The 16,816-nt window shown below is 48.3% G+C and carries 13 protein-coding genes; 4 read left to right on the forward strand and 9 right to left on the reverse strand.

The genetic code is table 11. The features are described 5' to 3' along the window. Positions 1–142: 142 nt before the first annotated feature. The 4 genes from BN1360_RS02315 to BN1360_RS02330 all read left to right on the forward strand — a co-directional run bounded on the left by BN1360_RS02315 (position 143) and on the right by BN1360_RS02330 (position 3,914). The gene (locus BN1360_RS02315; protein ID WP_068778297.1) at positions 143–856 is read left to right on the forward strand and encodes a polyphosphate polymerase domain-containing protein; all 714 of its coding nucleotides are present in this window, start codon (positions 143–145) and stop codon (positions 854–856) included. 1 nt (position 857) lies between these two features. Continuing rightward, positions 858–1,553, forward strand: a complete 696-nt coding sequence (locus BN1360_RS02320) for a DUF4956 domain-containing protein (protein WP_068778298.1) — start codon at positions 858–860, stop codon at positions 1,551–1,553. 21 nt (positions 1,554–1,574) lie between these two features. Beyond that, positions 1,575–3,542: a CotH kinase family protein gene (locus BN1360_RS02325; protein WP_068778299.1), complete on the forward strand. Its 1,968-nt coding sequence runs from the start codon at positions 1,575–1,577 to the stop codon at positions 3,540–3,542. Positions 3,543–3,656: 114 nt separating this feature from the next. Next, positions 3,657–3,914 carry a GlsB/YeaQ/YmgE family stress response membrane protein gene (locus BN1360_RS02330; RefSeq protein WP_068778300.1) on the forward strand — a complete coding sequence of 86 codons (258 nt, stop codon included), beginning with the start codon at positions 3,657–3,659 and terminating at the stop codon, positions 3,912–3,914. An 86-nt stretch (positions 3,915–4,000) separates the two neighbouring features. Here BN1360_RS02330 and BN1360_RS02335 read toward each other — a convergent pair whose 3' ends face one another. The 9 genes from BN1360_RS02335 to BN1360_RS02375 form a co-directional block, all read right to left on the reverse strand. Beyond that, positions 4,001–5,617 carry a response regulator gene (locus tag BN1360_RS02335; RefSeq protein WP_068778301.1) on the reverse strand — a complete coding sequence of 539 codons (1,617 nt, stop codon included), beginning with the start codon at positions 5,615–5,617 and terminating at the stop codon, positions 4,001–4,003. 201 nt (positions 5,618–5,818) lie between these two features. Next, entirely contained in the window at positions 5,819–7,165 is a 1,347-nt protein-coding gene (locus BN1360_RS02340; protein WP_068778302.1) for an ABC transporter substrate-binding protein, read from the reverse strand. Positions 7,166–7,177: 12 nt separating this feature from the next. Next, positions 7,178–8,899: a cache domain-containing sensor histidine kinase gene (locus BN1360_RS02345; RefSeq protein ID WP_068778303.1), complete on the reverse strand. Its 1,722-nt coding sequence runs from the start codon at positions 8,897–8,899 to the stop codon at positions 7,178–7,180. A gap of 172 nt (positions 8,900–9,071) precedes the next feature. After that, positions 9,072–10,667 (reverse strand): FAD-dependent oxidoreductase, encoded by a 1,596-nt coding sequence (locus BN1360_RS02350; RefSeq protein ID WP_068778304.1) that lies wholly within the window; start codon positions 10,665–10,667, stop codon positions 9,072–9,074. 129 nt (positions 10,668–10,796) lie between these two features. Further along, positions 10,797–12,326 carry a DUF4127 family protein gene (locus BN1360_RS02355; RefSeq protein WP_068778305.1) on the reverse strand — a complete coding sequence of 510 codons (1,530 nt, stop codon included), beginning with the start codon at positions 12,324–12,326 and terminating at the stop codon, positions 10,797–10,799. A gap of 15 nt (positions 12,327–12,341) precedes the next feature. Further along, a complete protein-coding gene (locus tag BN1360_RS02360) occupies positions 12,342–13,181 on the reverse strand; it encodes a carbohydrate ABC transporter permease (RefSeq protein WP_068778306.1) in 840 nt (279 codons plus the stop codon). Between the two features lie 3 nt (positions 13,182–13,184). Further along, positions 13,185–14,084 (reverse strand): carbohydrate ABC transporter permease, encoded by a 900-nt coding sequence (locus tag BN1360_RS02365; RefSeq protein WP_068778307.1) that lies wholly within the window; start codon positions 14,082–14,084, stop codon positions 13,185–13,187. Positions 14,085–14,168: 84 nt separating this feature from the next. Beyond that, the gene (locus tag BN1360_RS02370; RefSeq protein ID WP_068778308.1) at positions 14,169–15,473 is read right to left on the reverse strand and encodes an ABC transporter substrate-binding protein; all 1,305 of its coding nucleotides are present in this window, start codon (positions 15,471–15,473) and stop codon (positions 14,169–14,171) included. Between the two features lie 364 nt (positions 15,474–15,837). Continuing rightward, on the reverse strand, positions 15,838–16,698 hold the full coding sequence (locus BN1360_RS02375) for a MurR/RpiR family transcriptional regulator (protein ID WP_229520762.1): 861 nt from the start codon (positions 16,696–16,698) through the stop codon (positions 15,838–15,840). Between the last annotated feature and the right edge of the window lie 118 nt (positions 16,699–16,816).

The raw sequence follows: 16,816 nt of genomic DNA on the forward strand, positions 1-16,816 counted from the left end.
ATTTTTTGCCATTGTCTTACATTTGTCAACGCAATGTAAACAACTTTCAGTCAACGTTCAGGATACGTTAAGTCAAAAATCAGGATAGGTTGCTAGGATGATGTTTGTACAATCAAGCTCAGGAAAAGAGGTGTCAGAACTAATGAACGCTAAACTTAAATACCGCCATGAACTGAAATATGTAGTTAATCGCCAGCAGTATTTTATTATACGGCAGCGGCTAAGAAGCCTGATCAAGCTGGACGAGCATGCCGGACGAAGCGGGGAATATCATATTCGCAGCCTTTACTTCGATGATATGGACAATACCGCTCTCTACGAGAAATTAAGCGGTGTCCGCGACCGGAACAAGTATCGGATCCGCATATACAATAAGAGCGACAGCCTGATCTGCTTCGAGAAGAAGATTAAGTTCAATAATTATGTCGCGAAAATGAAAGAACCGCTGAGTCGCGATCAGTACAACTCTATTCTTGCCGGCAACTACGAAGTGCTTCATCAACTTGACAAGCCATTCATGATGGAATTATACCAACAGTTAACCCAAAACCTGCTGCGTCCAAAAGTAATCGTTGACTATGTGCGCGAACCTTATATTTGCCGCAGCGGGAATGTCCGCATCACCTTCGATAAGGAGCTCCGCACAGGCCTGAACTGTATCGACATGTTTGATCCGGGCCTGTCCCCGGTGCTGGCCATAGACGACAATCTGATTATTCTTGAGGTCAAATATGATGAATACTTGCCGGAATATATCAGAGCCGCCATTCAGTTAGACGGCCTGATCCAGCAATCCACCTCAAAATATGTTATTTGCAACAAATATCTGAAAATGAATTCATGGGAGGATCATTAAGATGAACAATACAGAATCCACAACATTCAGCGATATTATTAAGAAATCGGTACTAAGCAATTTTTCCTCTTCCGACATCAGCATAACGAAAATTATTATTGCACTGGCTATCGCTTTTGCAATTGGATTGTTTATTTATACCCTGTACAAACGGATTTTTAGCGGGGTACTCTACTCCAAAAGCTTCAACGTCTCATTGATCGGTATGACCATGGTCACGTCCATGATCATTATCGCCGTTAATTCCAATCTCGTCCTGTCACTAGGCATGGTCGGTGCGCTATCCATCGTTCGTTTCAGAACGCCGATCAAAGACCCTACCGATCTTATATTTCTGTTCTGGGCCGCAGCTGCCGGGATTGTCACCGGTGCCGGCTTCTACACCTTAGCAATGATTGGCTCTGTCATCATCGGATTGGTACTGTTTCTGTTTATCAAGAATTCGTCGGTTGAGAATCCTTACCTGTTAGTTGTCAATTGTGACGGTGACGAGAGCGAACAACGGCTTCAGGAGCAGATTGGCAGCCTGGTAAAACGCTACAATGTAAAGCAAAAGACGGTGTCTCAAGACAATATCGAAGTCACTTTGGAAATTCGCCTGCGTAAAGGAGAGGGGAGCTTCATCAATCAAATTTCCGCGCTTCAGGGCGTCCGGAATGCCGTGCTGATCAGCTACAACGGCGACTATGTATCTTAAAACGCGGGGGTGTAACAGAAGATGAAGACTAAATTCTCCAGGTTTCTTCTATGTCTTTGCTCGTTCATCTTGATCTTCGCGATGACCGCCTGCGATACCAACAGCAGTCCAACCATCTCCAATGACACGGAGAAGACAGGAAACACCTCCTCGCCGGTGACTGACAGGCTGGATGAGGAAGTGTTTCCAAAGGACAAAGTAGTAGATGTGAAAATAACGATAGATGAAGATGATTTTCAGGATATGTTGGATCATGCCAGCGACGAGGAGATGAAGACAGCGTCCGTCGATTACAACGGCAAACATTTTGACAATATCGGGATACGTACCAAAGGGAACCTCACCTTGCGCAGTGTTGTGCAGATGGAGGATTCCGACCGCTACAGCTTTAAGCTATCTTTTGATGAATATATAAATCAGACGCTGGATGGCATCAGCAAAATTAATCTGAATAACAATTATAGCGATGCTTCCTACATGCGTGAATTTCTGGCGTATGAACTGGCGGAGCAAATGGGCTTGCCTACCCCTAAATACTCATACGTGAATGTCTATATCAATGACGAGCTCTGGGGCTTCTATCTGGCCGTGGAGCAGATCGGGGATGCTTATCTGGAGCGGCATTTCGGCAACTCCTATGGCGCCCTCTATAAAGGCGAAATGACCGGCAGCGGCAGCGAATTGTCCTGGCTCGGGGATGACCCGAACAGTTACACCGGACTGGTACAGAAATCGAAGACAGCTAATGGAAATATTCTGATCGATATGCTGAATGAGCTTAACAACGGCTCCGATTATGAGAAATATATCGATGTGACAGAAGCATTGAAGTACATTGCGTTGAATGTTGCTACCAACAATTCGGACAGCTATATCGGCGCTAACAAGCAAAATTATTACCTTTATGAAGATGAAGGGGTATTCTCCATCCTGCCCTGGGACTACAACATGGCGTTCGGGGGCATGGGCGGAGGGATGGGAGGCGGTATGAATATAGACATGGGCGGATTCAAGCGCAATACAGATGCCGATGCTCCAGATGCCGATACCCCTGCCAATATTCCGGATGGCGATGTTCCAGGCGGTGATCTGCCAAATAATCCGGATGCCGACATTGAGAATAATGCGGATGCCGCAAAAGGGAACAATACTGGCAATGGCAAGCTGCTGATTGATGAACCCACTCAGGGAGCGGTGGCGGAACGGCCGCTGATCGCCAAGCTGATCGCCGTCGATAAATACAAGGAGGAGTACCACGAGATTTTGAAGGAAGCGACCGAAGGCTATCTTGCCAACGATGCCTTCACAGCGCGGGTTAATCAATTGTCCGAGATGATCAGTTCATATGTTAAAGCAGATCCTACTGCGTTCTATACCTATGAGCAGTATGAACAAGCTTTGCCCCAGTTGATTAACAGCAACTCCTCCCAAGTCGAGAATATAACGCAACAGCTGGACGGGACGATCCCTTCTTCAGGCGACGGTTCCGGCAGCGGCGGAGGTATGGGCGGTGGCATGGGAGGCAGAGGCGGCATGGGCGGTGGCAGACCTACCATGGGTCAAGGCGGTAATGTTCAGGGCGAGCAAGCCCAGCCAATCGCACCGAACGGCGATGTAAACGCCGCCCCAACCCCGTCAGAAGAGACGAATAAGCAAGCTAGACAGAAACAAGGTACGGATGGCAGTCCAACACAGCAGACCACAAATAGCGAGCCTCAGCAGAGTGCTGATCATGGACAGCAGAGCCAAACCGACCAGGTTCAGCCGGATGAGACAAACGCTCCAACGGACCTTCCGGCGTGGAATGGAGAACGGGGACAAGCCGGAATCGAGGGCGGCTTCCCTGGTGGCTTCGGAGAAAGGGGCGGGTTCGGTCAAGGAACAGCGCAAACTGACGGAAGCTCAGGCGAGGCCATAACAGCTGCTATCTCATTAGTCATTCTCGCGCTGGGCTGTATATTCGTAGCACGTTTCCATCGCCGACGCTAAGCCTATTTGCAGTATATTTTTACGAATTGGCACCTTTTTTAGAATATAGGTTTAAAACACCTTGCTTTGGTAAATAGTAAATGCAAACCTACTAAAAAGCAGAGGTGTTCATGAATGGGGTTTTTATGGTCATTAATCATCGGTGGTGTTCTCGGCTGGCTGGCCGGATTAATTCTTGGTAAAGATGTTCCCGGTGGTATCATCGGCAACATTATCGCCGGATTTATCGGGGCCTGGCTCGGCAGCTTCATGTTAGGCAATTGGGGACCTGTCCTTGGCGGTTTCTACTTTGTACCTGCCCTGATTGGGGCGATCGTGCTTGTCCTTATCGTCAGCCTGATTATGCGTTCCATGCGGAAGAACCGTACCTAATTCTCGGGACGGACTTTCCAAAGACCAAAAAAGGCCAGCCCGGAATTGTTCTGGCTGGCCTTTTTTCACGTAAACAGAAGCCGCAATTATACGTTGTTACCGCTCCCTGTCTCAAGGCTCTCTTCACGATACTCTGTAGGTGTTCTTCCCGTGACCTTTTTAAATACCTGCGTAAAATAACGCGGGTCCTGATAGCCAACTAACGGAGCCACCTGATAGACTTTGACATGACTGTTCTTCAATATATATTGAGCCTTCTCAATCCGGTAATTCGTCAAATACTCCAGGAAAGTATAACCTGTCTCCTGCTTGAACAGCATACAGAAGTGGCTGATGCTCAGTCCGGCGATCTCGGACACTTCTTCTACGCTGAGGTCCTTATGATAATTATTGTCGATATAAGACTTCGACTTCGTAATGATCACGTGAACATTTTCTTTGGATTCATTCTGCTCTCCCTCGCGAATCCACTTCCCGAAGCTGTTCTTCAATAACTGAATCATCTCCCGAAGTGCGGCAAGAGAATGCAGCTCCTGCAGCAGACCCTCCAGAGACCATTCAGGAATCAGATTCATATGCTCAAATTCTCTGTATAGCACAACAGTCAGTTCGACAATACTCCGTTCGGCCAGTTCCTTAGAGAAGGTCTTGTCCTCAATGTACGCCCGGGTCTTATCCAGCAAATCCATAAGCTTATCATGGTTCAGCGTGCGAATGCATTCCAGCATGGAGGACTCCAGATGCTTCGGATATTTCGGGTCGCCTGCCTCGCCGGTTCCCTGAAGCGAATCGATAAATACGCCTTCTTCATCACTATAGAAGCGCTGGTACAGCGCTTTGGCCGCGCTCTGGTATGCCTGGCTTAATCGCTCAATCCCGGTAACAGGCTGGCTGAAGCCAATGGAGCAGGGCAATTTGGTATTTAATTTGAGCTGCTGAATAATATCGATCCCCAGCCGTTCCTTCTCTTTATTCATTGAAGCCGGAAAGAGCAGAACCCATTCTCCGCTATGAAAAGGAAATACCGTGAGCGCCCCTTGGGACAGCGACCACTCACTAAGTATATTGCGGATGGCAAATAGCCATAACCTTCGTTCCTCAAGCGACCACACTTGGTTCAGCTTCAAATAATGATCCAGCTGCACGACCGCCATAAAATATTCTTCGTCCAATTCGCTGTTCTCCAGCCAGCGCATATGCTGCAGCGGGCTCTGACTGTGGTTGCCCTCAATCACCTCTGCAAACATCCGTTCACGGGCTAACAGCGATAACACTTGCACCGAATGCAGCAGCTTGTCATTTTCCATCTGCTTATCCAAGGTTTTCTTGGCGCGAAGGATCATCTCAATCAGCTCATCATGATCGATCGGCTTCAGCAGATAATCAAATGCCCCTTCCCGCAGAGCCTCCCGGGCATATTCAAACTCTCCGTAACCGCTAATAAAAATAAATAATCGCTTGGCGTCTTCGGCCAGCACTCTCTTCATCAGCGTGATCCCGTCTATGCCTGGCATCCTTATATCACTAATAATCATATGGGGAGCAAGCTCGCGTACGAGTTGCAGCGCCTCTTCTCCATTCCGCGCTTCTCCGACAATTTCGAGTTCCAGTTCATTCCAGGGAATCGCTACCTTCAAGCTGCGTAAAATAATCGGCTCATCGTCCACAAGAATAACCCGATATTTCCCCTCTCTCTGTTCCACCCTACACACCTGCCTCCAGATTTTTTGAGAAGTAGTTCAAAAAGTCCCTCTTTGATAAGAAATCTGCATCGATGCCATTTAAGGATGGGCGGCCACGGTCCAAAGGTTGGTTTGGCTGCGGTATAGAATTTCATTAAATGCTGATCCCTTATAAATTCTTTTTAGCTTCGGGGCCAAATATCGGACATTTTGAACAAACTCTTAATTCGGTGAAATACTTTTTCGCTGCTTCCAATACTGATCTGAAGTTTGTTGAATTTGCTCCAACGCTTCATTCGGAGAAGCCTGATCCAGAATCATCCCTTCGATCACTTGCAGGAAGGTCTTGCTGACCTCCGGCGATAGGGCATTATCATAAGGTACAAAGGTTTGTTTGCTTCCCTCCATCAGTTTGACAACCTGGGCGAATACCGGGCCAGTTTGCTCGGAATCGAAGGAGATTCTCATAGAAGGAATTCGCAGGCCCTCATATACTACTCTGCTCTGGACTTCCTGGGTATAGAACATTTTAAGCAATTCCAGCGCTGCCTCTCGTTTGCTGCCTTCAAGAGTGGAGGAAAGCCCGATGCCAATCGTATAACCCCCCGCCATCGAACGCGGCTGATCCGCGCGAAGCGACGGAAACGGGATAACTCCCACTTGATTCTGGAAATCTTCCGTTTCCTTTTTGCTATGGAATAGATTAATGTCCCAGTTCCCGTTCAGATACATCGCCGCTCGGCTGCTCGTAAAGGAATCGATCGCTTCCTCGGTCGACAGATCATTGGCCGGCGCGGTGAAGGCCCCTTCTCGAACCCACTTCTTGAAATGCCTAAAGGCTTGTAAATATACGATATTATTGAAGCTCCTGTCCGGCTCTCCCTGGGCCAGCTGCTGGATCAGCGTCGGTCCGGCATACCGGTCCATAAGATAATGGACATAAATCGCCGCGGGCCATCTCTCTTCGTTGCCCAGGGCAAACGGCGTATATCCATAATTCTTCAAGGTCTTGATCGCGGAGTCCAATTCATTTAACGTTCTTGGTGGATTAATGCCAAGCTTCTCGAAGATAAGCTTATTATAATAGAGCGGTTCAGCGTTTCCTTCAATCGGCAAACCGTATACATGATTGTCGAAGGTCCATAATTGAAGATCTTGGAACTCATCTCCGAGCCCATTTTCCTGCACGAATTCCGTTAAATCCATCAGCCGGTTAGAACGGACATAAGGCTCAATTTCTGCTCCGCCAAACAATACGAACATATCGGGCGGCGTCCCCGTTACCATTTCACTCTTCAGCTTCTGTTCACGGTGTACGGTCTGGTCCATCCCTTCGAAGTTAATCTTAACGTTAGGATGGGAGGCCTGATAGGACTCAACGACATCTTCAAAAATATTCAGCATTTGCCGATCATGCTCCTTGATCCAGAAATGGCGGAAGGTCAACGTTATTTTCTCGGTCTGGGGCTCCTCAATGGGTTCGCTTCCATTAGCGATAATGATGAACACCGATACGCCCAGTACTAATCCATACAAAACGATCCAGCCCCAATTCAGTAACCACTTCATTTCTCTCCCCCCTTAAGGCACCATTTTAGGAATACGGATTCGGATGATGGACCCAAACCCGGGGGAGGAACAAATCATAATGCCATAATATCCGCCGAACTGCAGATGAAGCCGCTCGTGGACATTTTTCAACCCTACGCCGTTCTCCCGATATTTCTTCAGAGTGCTCCAATCCTTACTCCATAGGCTTAGCAAAGTAAACTGATCAAAGCCCGGACCATTATCTCTGACATCAATAACAATATCATTCCCATACTCTCCGGCCGTGATCGAGATTATTCCGTTCCCCTCCATCGGTTCTATCGCATGGTATAAGGCATTCTCTACGATAGGCTGAACGATCAGCTTCTGCGTTTTATAGAACTTCAGTTCCTCCGGCACTTCAATTTGATAGGAGAATTTGTCCTCAAATCGGAACTTCTGGATGTCCATGTAATGGCGAACATGCTCCATCTCCATCGCTAACGGAATCATCTCCTGGTTCTCGCTAATGCTTATGCGCAGCAGTTTCCCTAGCGACACGACCATTTTGCTGATATTCCGGTTCCCCTCCAGCACGGCCATCGAATTGATTGATTCCAGCGAGTTATATATAAAATGCGGATTGATCTGCGCCACAAGCGCCTGCAGTTCAACCTCTTTCTTGCGATTCTGCTCCTTCTGCACCTGCTCAATCAGTTCAACGATCTGTTTGCTCATTCGATTGAACCCATCGATAAGCAGATCACGTTCGTCCTCCGCCTTAACCGTGGTCATAATCGGCACGAAAATACCTTGCTGAACCCGCTTCATTCCGTTCACAGCGCTAATGATGCTGCCGACCAGGCGGCGGACAAAGAAACGGTCGAACAGAAAGGCGGAGATCAGCGAGACTAAGACAAGAATGACCGCGATATTGCGGATCGAGACGGATTCCGAAGCAATCATGCGGCTGGGAGTAATGGCCGCCAAATACCAATCCTTATTATAGGAAGGCAAATATGTAATCAGCGATTTCTCGCCAAGATAGTTATCGACGTAATACCCCCGTTCATTGTCATAGCCGTCCGCCAGGAACGGAAACTCCGTCGCTTCTCCAATATGATTGCCCGACTTGTCGAACACAATCTTCCCCTGCTTGTTCACCAGCAGGATATCTCCCTGCTTCAATGTCGCCGCATCCCAAAATACCTGATCGAGCAGATCCGGCTTCACATAGATAACGACAGCTCCGATATCCTCAAGCGAATAATAATCTTTGACTATCCTGGCCTGAATCAGAACCGGATTGCCCGCAGCAGCGGACCCATTCTCGCCCGGACCAACCCAGATAGGCCGCCCCTCAGCCTGTTTCATGGCCTCGAACCAGCTTTGGGCGCTCAATTCCCCGGAGGACATCGCTTCATTATACTGATACAGCAGCTTATTCTTGGAGTAGAGCCCGAAGGAAGTAATCATCGGATGGTTGATCAGGTTGTTAATATCCTGCTTCTGCTCATACGTAATTGCAAAATCCGGCTGCTTCAGCGTCTTCTGTATTGCCGGTTGTGTAATCGCCGAATTGGAGATCGTCGTAAGTTCGCTGAGTGCAAACCTCAGCTTCCGGTCGGTCTCCAGCAGAGATACCCAATAGAAGTTACTCGATTTCTTCTCCATAGTATGAGAGAAGCTGTAATACGAAATCGATCCCATCAGGATTACAGGGATAAACACAAGAAGAATAATAGCCAGCAGGATTTTACGACGGAGCTTCATTTGCGCCCTCCCCCCAGAAATCTACTAACTCTATTATTCTTCGTTACTGAGTTATTTTCCTTGCAGCTGTAGAGAATATCAGCTCTTAATGATTCCCTGGATCAGAATTGGAGACAGCCACCCCTTATTAACAAGAGTGGCTGTCTGCTGGTATTATTCTGTTCTATCGATATTAAAGCACCAGATCGTCAGGCCAGTGGATTTGTACACCTTGCTTTTGAATCAGCGCTTGATAAGCCTGAAGATGCTGCGAATTGGCGTGCACCTCATGCGGCGTCACTTGATTCTGAAGCGCATAGGCCGCTAGATAACCCACCGATTCCCCGATATTCCATTCCGTCGGATGGAGACGGTAGCATCCGTTCGTAATTTGGGTTGTGCCGATGTTTTTGCAGGCGGGAAGCAAGTTTTTGACCCGGATCGGCAGCAGTGCCCCAAGCGGGATCTCATATGGATAGTTCGGAATATAGAACGTCCGGTTCGTGACGGTCGTCAGGTGTACATCCAGATGATAACTGCCGACACCAACGCTATCACTATACCGACGAATCCCTTGGTCCCCGCGAATTTCCTTGCTGACATCCTGCTCCGTAATCGTGTACATAGCTTGAATCCGGCGCGACTCGCGGATATACGGGTATTTGGCCAGTCCGTCCTCTGTACCCAGTACGTCCGTACGCAAGCGAATGCCTGGATATCCACGCCCTCCGTCCGGGCGCGGCGTCTCGGTCTGAAGCCAGTAGATCAGGGAGAGGCTTAACTGTCTGGCATTGGCCAGATGCTCCTGCCGCTCTGCTTCAGGAACATCAATAATCGAACCTAAAAAATAATCGTTCTGCGGCCAATTGATCAAGGTGATATCACTTTCATATAGCCCTGGTTCAAATAAAGCCGGGTCGATGACACGACGATACGTCCACAACGACAGCAGCTCCCGCCCGGAAGCATCCTTGCGTTCGCCTGGGAATAGAGCAAACTCCTTCATTTTCTCCGCGTCATCCGTATCGTTTGCATACCAGCTTAACAGTGGAATATTCGTATGCTTCGGCACGAACTCGCGCCAGAAATCATATTGCTCAGGCTTCTCGATCGTGAAATCGCCGCCTTCTATATAATCGAGCGCAAACACATGGGTAATCGATTGTATATCAAGCGGATTCGCCTCTTCCAACGCATGCGGCTCCCCTGTCTCATGCCTGGACTCCGCACCGACTACATATTCAACACCCGCCAGCGGCAGTACATCTCCACATTCGGTGGCATCAAGGAAGTAGGCTCCTCTGAGAATAACGTCTTCCCTTGAACTTATATGCGTGACGGTTACACTCTCTATCTGATCTCCGTTCGCTGAGGCTGCCGTCGGCCGAAAATGATACATCACCGTAATCCGGCCGCTGTTCACATACGGGGCCAGCATATCCTCGATGACACGCAGCGCCACCTTCGGCTCATGACATAAGCGGCTCACCCAGCCGTTGCCGGGGTTAAGCAGCTCATTATTCTTCGTTTCTTCCGTCATCGGATAGTTGTCTCTATAATACGCACGCACCCGGTCTCGAAACTCGCGATACGTCTCTGTGCAGCCGAACTCCTCGATCCATTGATGTTCATCCGGCGGAACCGCCTGACTTGTCAACTGGCCGCCAAGCCAATCCGTCTCTTCCGTCATAATCACACGTACGCCCGTCTTGGCTGCAGCCAATGCGGCCATACATCCGCCCACACCGCCGCCAAGGACGACGACGTCTGTCATTCGTTCGTTACCCATCTCCCGCAGGCTCCTTCTCCGGCGCATTCAACACGTCCTAAGCTATTCTTGCGCCTTTTCTGTTATTTGCAAATTTGCAGATCCTCGCAGCATTAGCGAAGCTCGAACCCTTGTCGTACTTTATTGTTCTTATTGGATCTCACGAACATGAGTCTTCAACCCGACCTCAAACATCCGACTCCAAGGCATGTAGCAATCGTCAATTACGATCTCGTATTTCCCGTCCGGATCTCGCAAACGTTCCTCTATGAACTGGCTCAATTCCGCTCTGACCCGCTCGGCAATTTGCCCCCGCTGTCCGTCGACTGAAAAGTAATTGAATCCCATACCGGGCAGCACCCGATCGCTTACCTCCCTGCGGACAGAAGCGCAATAACCTCCATCCTCGACATATCGTAATGACAGGAAATCGCGATGCTTCGGTGTATTGCCATACACGGCATAGATCATGCCTTGGGCAATGCAGGTCCCGAGCGTGTTGCCACTAGTGTTCCAGCCTGCATAACCCGCCAGCTCGAACAACAGCTTCTTGTCGCGAAGCAGCTGCAGCAATTCAAGATCCGCCCCGTTGGCATAGGCCACATCGGCGATAACACAAGGCTTGCCGAGGCGACGGACGATATCATCGGCCATCTCGATCAGTTCAACCAGATTCCGGTATACCTGGTACCCCAAATAAGGCTGCCCTTGATCATTCGACTCCATCATGCTCTCGCCCGGTGTGTTGACGCACAGGGCCATATCAGCTTCCGCCAGGGAAGGCGCCATCATCCCTCCAGCCGCCATGATCTGATATTTAACCGATTCATATAACACTCGGTCTTCATATAGAGGGATCACTAACGGCCCTTGCACACTGGCAAAGTGAACATGCACCCGCGGCTTGCGCTGCTCAAAATGGTTGATCATACGGGCCAGCAGCGTGCATCCCACTTCGTCGGCTCCGGGATACATATAGACGGATAGCTGCTGCTGACACTTCTTGACATGCTCACGAATATGCTGCTGGTCGATCGCGGTCAGGCCATAAGGGGCCGAGTCATCCTGCGGGATGATCATAAAGTCAACGGCCCCGTCCTGCACCAATTCGATCGCCCGTTTATTGGCTGCCAAATTGACAGCACGGCGTTCTGTGTAATCCTGCCAGATAGATTCAGGCAAAGCCATCTCAATCTGCTGCAGCTCATGCTGCTCTTCTTCCGCAGCAATGCCCAGCTCCAACCGATGGCGAATATATCCGCGCCGGAAAATCTCCCTGCCCCAATGCTCATAGTAATCCGGTTCCTCATCACTGCTGGAATAGCGTGGGCAGCGCATAATGAGTTGATAAGCAAATACATGCAATGTCGGGTTAATCCGCTTCAATTGACGGAGCTTCTCCAGTTGCTCCCCGCATTGTGCCTCCGTCATCTCATGCAGTCGCGAGGGGATAATCCCTCCGTATAGCAAGGTGTCCAAAGCCACTATCGCTCCGTCTGCATCACGCGCTTGCTCGAATAACCAGGCCCATAGCTGTTCGACATCTCCAGGGCGCTTCTTCAGCCCCATCAAGCTCAAATCCGGGCGAACGACATGGTATTCCGTTCCCGCGGCAAGAAGTTCCGGAAATTCGTAATTGCACGGACGTTCGTCCAGGGGAATATATATTATTTTTCTCATGTAACAAGCTTCCTCCTATCCTTTAACTGCTCCGGATACCCCTTCCATGTAATAGCGCTGGGTGAACAGGAACACGATGATAATCGGTACAACCGAAATGACGGTCCCGGCGGCAATCCAGCCAAAATTATAGGAAAATTGGCCATTTAAAAAGCTGAGCGCGGACGCGATCGGATACTGCTTCGTATCATTAAGCACAATCATCGGCCAGAGGAAACTATTCCACATCCCCATGAACTCCAATAATCCAATTACGGCGATCGCCGGCTTCACAATCGGTAACGCTAATTGCAGCCAAATCCGAAATTCGCTTGCACCGTCCACTTTACCGGAGTCGCGCAGCTCATGCGGCATGCCCATAAACGCTTGCCTCATCAGGAATACGTTGAACACGGTAATCGCTGAAGGAAGTACGACGGCAATAAACCCGCCCATTAAGCCTAAGGCCTTTACCGTCAAATAGTTAACTACCATCCCGGCTGCAGCGGGAATAATCATCGTTGCTACCAGCAGCGTAAAGATTAAATCCCGGCCTTTGAAACGGAATACCGCAAGCGGATAGGCTGTAAGACAAGAAAAGAAGATGTTCATGACAACGCCCATCAGGGCAATGATCAAGGTATTCGTTAAATATCTTGGAAAGTCCATGTAGTTCCACACTTGGACGTAATTATCAAAGTCGATAAAAGTCGGGAAGATCGCCGGCGGAAAGCTGAATACATTCTTGCCGGGCATAAGCGACACACTGAAGATCCACAGGAACGGTCCCATCATAAAAATGGCAAACAGGAGCAAGGCTCCATATAACAATAATAATTTCAAAACACGAAATGGTTTTTTTCTCATATCATGCATCCATTAATATGGATTGACACCGCCCTTCCGGTTGAATCTGAAGATGACAATACTAAGTGCGGCTATAATGACGCTGACAATTAGGCCAAGTGCCGAGGAGTAGCCAAAATTAAATTGCTGGAAGCCTTGCTGATAAATATACAAGCTCGATGTTAAAGTGGAATCCCCCGGTCCTCCCATCGTCAGGATAAACACTTCATCAAACACTCGGATTGCCGCCATTAGTGAGATAAGCGTGCAGAAAAAGACATACGGCTTCAACAGCGGGATTGTAATTTTACGAATCGTCTGAGCGCGGTTCGCGCCATCAATCATCGCCGCCTCTGTCAGATCCTTCGGAATGGATTGCAATCCGGCCAAATAAATCATCATATAGTAGCCGAGGCCCTTCCACATCGTAATGAACATCAGGGTCCAGAGTGCGGTATCTTTATTGGACAGCCAGGTAATTCGCTCTTTCATTAACCCTAAATTGGACAACACATAGTTAATGACCCCGTTCTGGTTGAGCAGCCAGCCCCAAATCAGCGCTACCGCCACCATGGAAGTGACTACGGGGATGTAATAAGCCGTACGAAATAATTTAATTCCTCTGACATTGCTATTTACTAGTATCGCCATAAGAATAGAGAAAATCTGGATAAAAGGAACAACAATTACATATAGCAGGGAGTTGACCAACGATGTAATGAAGCTCCTATCCTGCAATGCTTTGACGAAGTTATCCAAGCCGACAAATTCAGTCTTGCCTATAACGGAGTAATTCGTCAGGGCCAGGGGTACGCTGTAAATAATCGGCCAAAAGACAAAAAGGGCCAGCAGGATCAAACCTGGTGTCATGAAGAACCAAGCCACTGACGCTTCCGACTTGCCGAATCTAGTAAAGAAAGATGTTTTTTTCATAATAGTGCTCCTCCACCACCTTTATAAAAGATAGTTCTATATCTATAAGAATCGGGCAGGACGAGCCTGCCCCACCTGCCCCATTTAGTTGCCCAAAATTTTATTTACGTCGTTCTCTGCCTCAGCCAATTTCTTCTTCACATCAGCACCGTTCAAATAGATTTCCTGCAATGCTTTAGTGATGGTCTGATTAACATCTTTGGCACTCTCCACACCGATGTAGAAATCTTCTGCTTTATCAAGGCTGACTGCGGATACCGTCTTAGCGACCCCTTCCAATGTTCCGTCATTTTCCGAGAAGAACGGATCTTTGGCGCTTTCTACTGTGGAAGGCAATGTATTAGCAATCTTGGAGAATTCCAGCTGATTGGCCGCATTCGTGACGAATACAGCGAAGTCGACCGCTTCTTTCTTATGAGAGGTTGCTGTAGGCACGACGATGTTCATCGTGTTGGAATAGCGGATGCCCGCTTTGCCAACCGGACTTGGAACAGCAAGCATTTTGTTGTATACATCCGGCGCAGCCGTCTTGATCTTGTTAATAAATGGCGAGCTGGATAACGACATAGCTACTTGCTCACTCGCGAAGTATTGCACTTGTTTATCGTAGTTGATAATGTCTTTTGGAATAACGCCGTCTTTCAGCAACTGTAAATTCTCATTGACATACTCTTCCACTTCCGGTGTATTAAAAGCTGCCTTCTTATAATCCTCAGTCAGGAACGGCAGGTTTTCCTCTAACAAAGTCCGTGCTTCCATCGTGAAAATATAGCCGTAGGCGCCGGTCTTTTCCTTGATCTGACGACCCCATTCGTTCAATTCCTGCTTTGTCTTCGGCGGATTTTCCGGATTCAGCCCCGCTTTTTCCACCAGATCCTTATTCATGAACAGGACAGGCAATCCAGTGTACCAAGGAAGCGCGAACGCTTTGCCGTCCATTTCCGTGGAGGAGTAGATCCCCGGGAAATAAGCTGCTTTCTGGTCTGCTGTCAGCTCTTGGTTGAAGTCAACCAAAGCATCCTTGGTTCCCATCTGATTGGCCAGCTCCGTATTCAGGTTCACCACGTCTGGCGCATCGCCGCCAGCAATATTCGTCATGAGCTTGTTCAGTACAGCATCGTAAGGATAATCCTTCCAATCGATCTTGACATTTGGATTCTGCGCTTCATAATCCGCAATCAATTTGTTGAAGTAATCATTAAAGGTCGGCTGCAGCGAGATTGTCCAGAACTCTACAGTGACTTGCTTTTCTGGCTTTGCACCGTCGCTATTGCCGTTCGGAGCCGCCTCCTTATTGCCGGACGAACCCGAACCGCACGCCGCCAATAGACCCGCCATCAACACGGACGCCAACAATAATGAAATCAACCTTCTTCCTTTGAAACTCATGTCCTAACACCCTCTCATCTTTATAATCTATCTTTCTATAGTGGAAGAGAAGAGATGACCTTGAATCCATCAACCCGGTTTTCGTGAAGCGCTTACAAAACGAGCTTGAAAAGCTAGCCCACTTCGTAGACGTTCGGTGAATCTTTCCGGATGGATCGGTCACAATGGAGAGATCTCCTCTCTTGCAAATTCATTGTAACACGCTTTGGAGAAATTCTCCACTATTTATTAAATAATAAAAGATTATTTCTTTTTAGTTGGTAATATGCTTTTCTTTTTCATAAAAAAAGGGATCGGCAGCAAAAAAAGAGCCTAAAAAGGCTCTCTGTACAAGTCATCTTTTGCAATTAAATGCAGCGTCGCTCTAATACAATTTCTCGGAAATAGCTCGGGCTGTTACTTCTCTGGTTCTCAGCGCCTCGTCCTTCATTTGCAGGGAGACGGCCACATTCAGAATATCGATGACAGCCAACTGCGAGATTTTCGCGGAAAGAGAGCTGCCTTGCAGCGGATTCTCTCTGGCGATCATCAGCAAGCTGATATCCGCTACTTTCGTAATTGGCGAACGGGCGTTGCTTGTGATGGCGATGACGGTTGCCCCCGTCTTTTTAGCCAAGGTCAGATTTTCAATTGTATCCTTCGTGCTTCCGGAGATCGAAATGCCAACCGCCACATCCTCTTTGGTCATTAGGGCTGCTTCCATAGCCTGAAAGTGAGTATCCGCTTTGGCGCTGCTTAGTTTGCCAATTCGTGAGAAGCTATGTGCCGCTTGCATCGCTGTCAATCCAGACGAACCAACGCCAAAGAAATAAATACAGCGGGCCCGAAGCAGCGCATGGATCGCTTTGCCCAACTGATCGGAAACGGCCAGTTCTCTTGTCTGCTCCAAGGTGCGGATATGATTGGCTATTATTTTCTCATTTAGCGCGGTCGAATCGTCCTCTTCTGTTATCTCTTGATGCAAATTATCGATCGGCTTCACCAGATCCTGTGCCAATGACAATTTGAAATCCTGGAATCCTTGAAACTTTAACTTCCGGCATAAGCGCAGCACCGTTGTTTCTCCTACATCGGCTTTTTCCGCCAGCTCGGTCACAGAATGATAAATAATATCGGAGGCGTTATCCAGAATATATTGCGCCACTTTTTGCTCCGCCTTGGTAAGCCCGTTCAAATTACTGTGTATATTTAGGAGCGTCTTCCCCATCCCTGGTATGGTTGACAAGTGCCTTATCCCCTTTCAATCAGCCAATTATTGAACTTTATCTTCTTTTTTACTCGTTCGGAAGATTGATTTCTTCTATTTTATCCGAGATTGAGTTGAATAGGCAAGGACAAGACCA

This window comes from Paenibacillus sp. GM2 (assembly GCF_900069005.2).
Classification (GTDB): Bacteria; Bacillota; Bacilli; order Paenibacillales; family Paenibacillaceae; genus Fontibacillus.

What these genes read in the sequence shown, in the direction of transcription:
- BN1360_RS02370 (WP_068778308.1), bottom strand. Translation starts at nt 15,473, where the DNA reads ATGAGTTTCAAAGGAAGAAGGTTGATTTCATTATTGTTGGCGTCCGTG.
- BN1360_RS02365 (WP_068778307.1), bottom strand. Translation starts at nt 14,084, where the DNA reads ATGAAAAAAACATCTTTCTTTACTAGATTCGGCAAGTCGGAAGCGTCA.
- BN1360_RS02325 (WP_068778299.1), top strand. Translation starts at nt 1,575, where the DNA reads ATGAAGACTAAATTCTCCAGGTTTCTTCTATGTCTTTGCTCGTTCATC.
- BN1360_RS02350 (WP_068778304.1), bottom strand. Translation starts at nt 10,667, where the DNA reads ATGGGTAACGAACGAATGACAGACGTCGTCGTCCTTGGCGGCGGTGTG.
- BN1360_RS02360 (WP_068778306.1), bottom strand. Translation starts at nt 13,181, where the DNA reads ATGCATGATATGAGAAAAAAACCATTTCGTGTTTTGAAATTATTATTG.
- BN1360_RS02320 (WP_068778298.1), top strand. Translation starts at nt 858, where the DNA reads ATGAACAATACAGAATCCACAACATTCAGCGATATTATTAAGAAATCG.
- BN1360_RS02345 (WP_068778303.1), bottom strand. Translation starts at nt 8,899, where the DNA reads ATGAAGCTCCGTCGTAAAATCCTGCTGGCTATTATTCTTCTTGTGTTT.
- BN1360_RS02340 (WP_068778302.1), bottom strand. Translation starts at nt 7,165, where the DNA reads ATGAAGTGGTTACTGAATTGGGGCTGGATCGTTTTGTATGGATTAGTA.
- BN1360_RS02330 (WP_068778300.1), top strand. Translation starts at nt 3,657, where the DNA reads ATGGGGTTTTTATGGTCATTAATCATCGGTGGTGTTCTCGGCTGGCTG.
- BN1360_RS02355 (WP_068778305.1), bottom strand. Translation starts at nt 12,326, where the DNA reads ATGAGAAAAATAATATATATTCCCCTGGACGAACGTCCGTGCAATTAC.
- BN1360_RS02315 (WP_068778297.1), top strand. Translation starts at nt 143, where the DNA reads ATGAACGCTAAACTTAAATACCGCCATGAACTGAAATATGTAGTTAAT.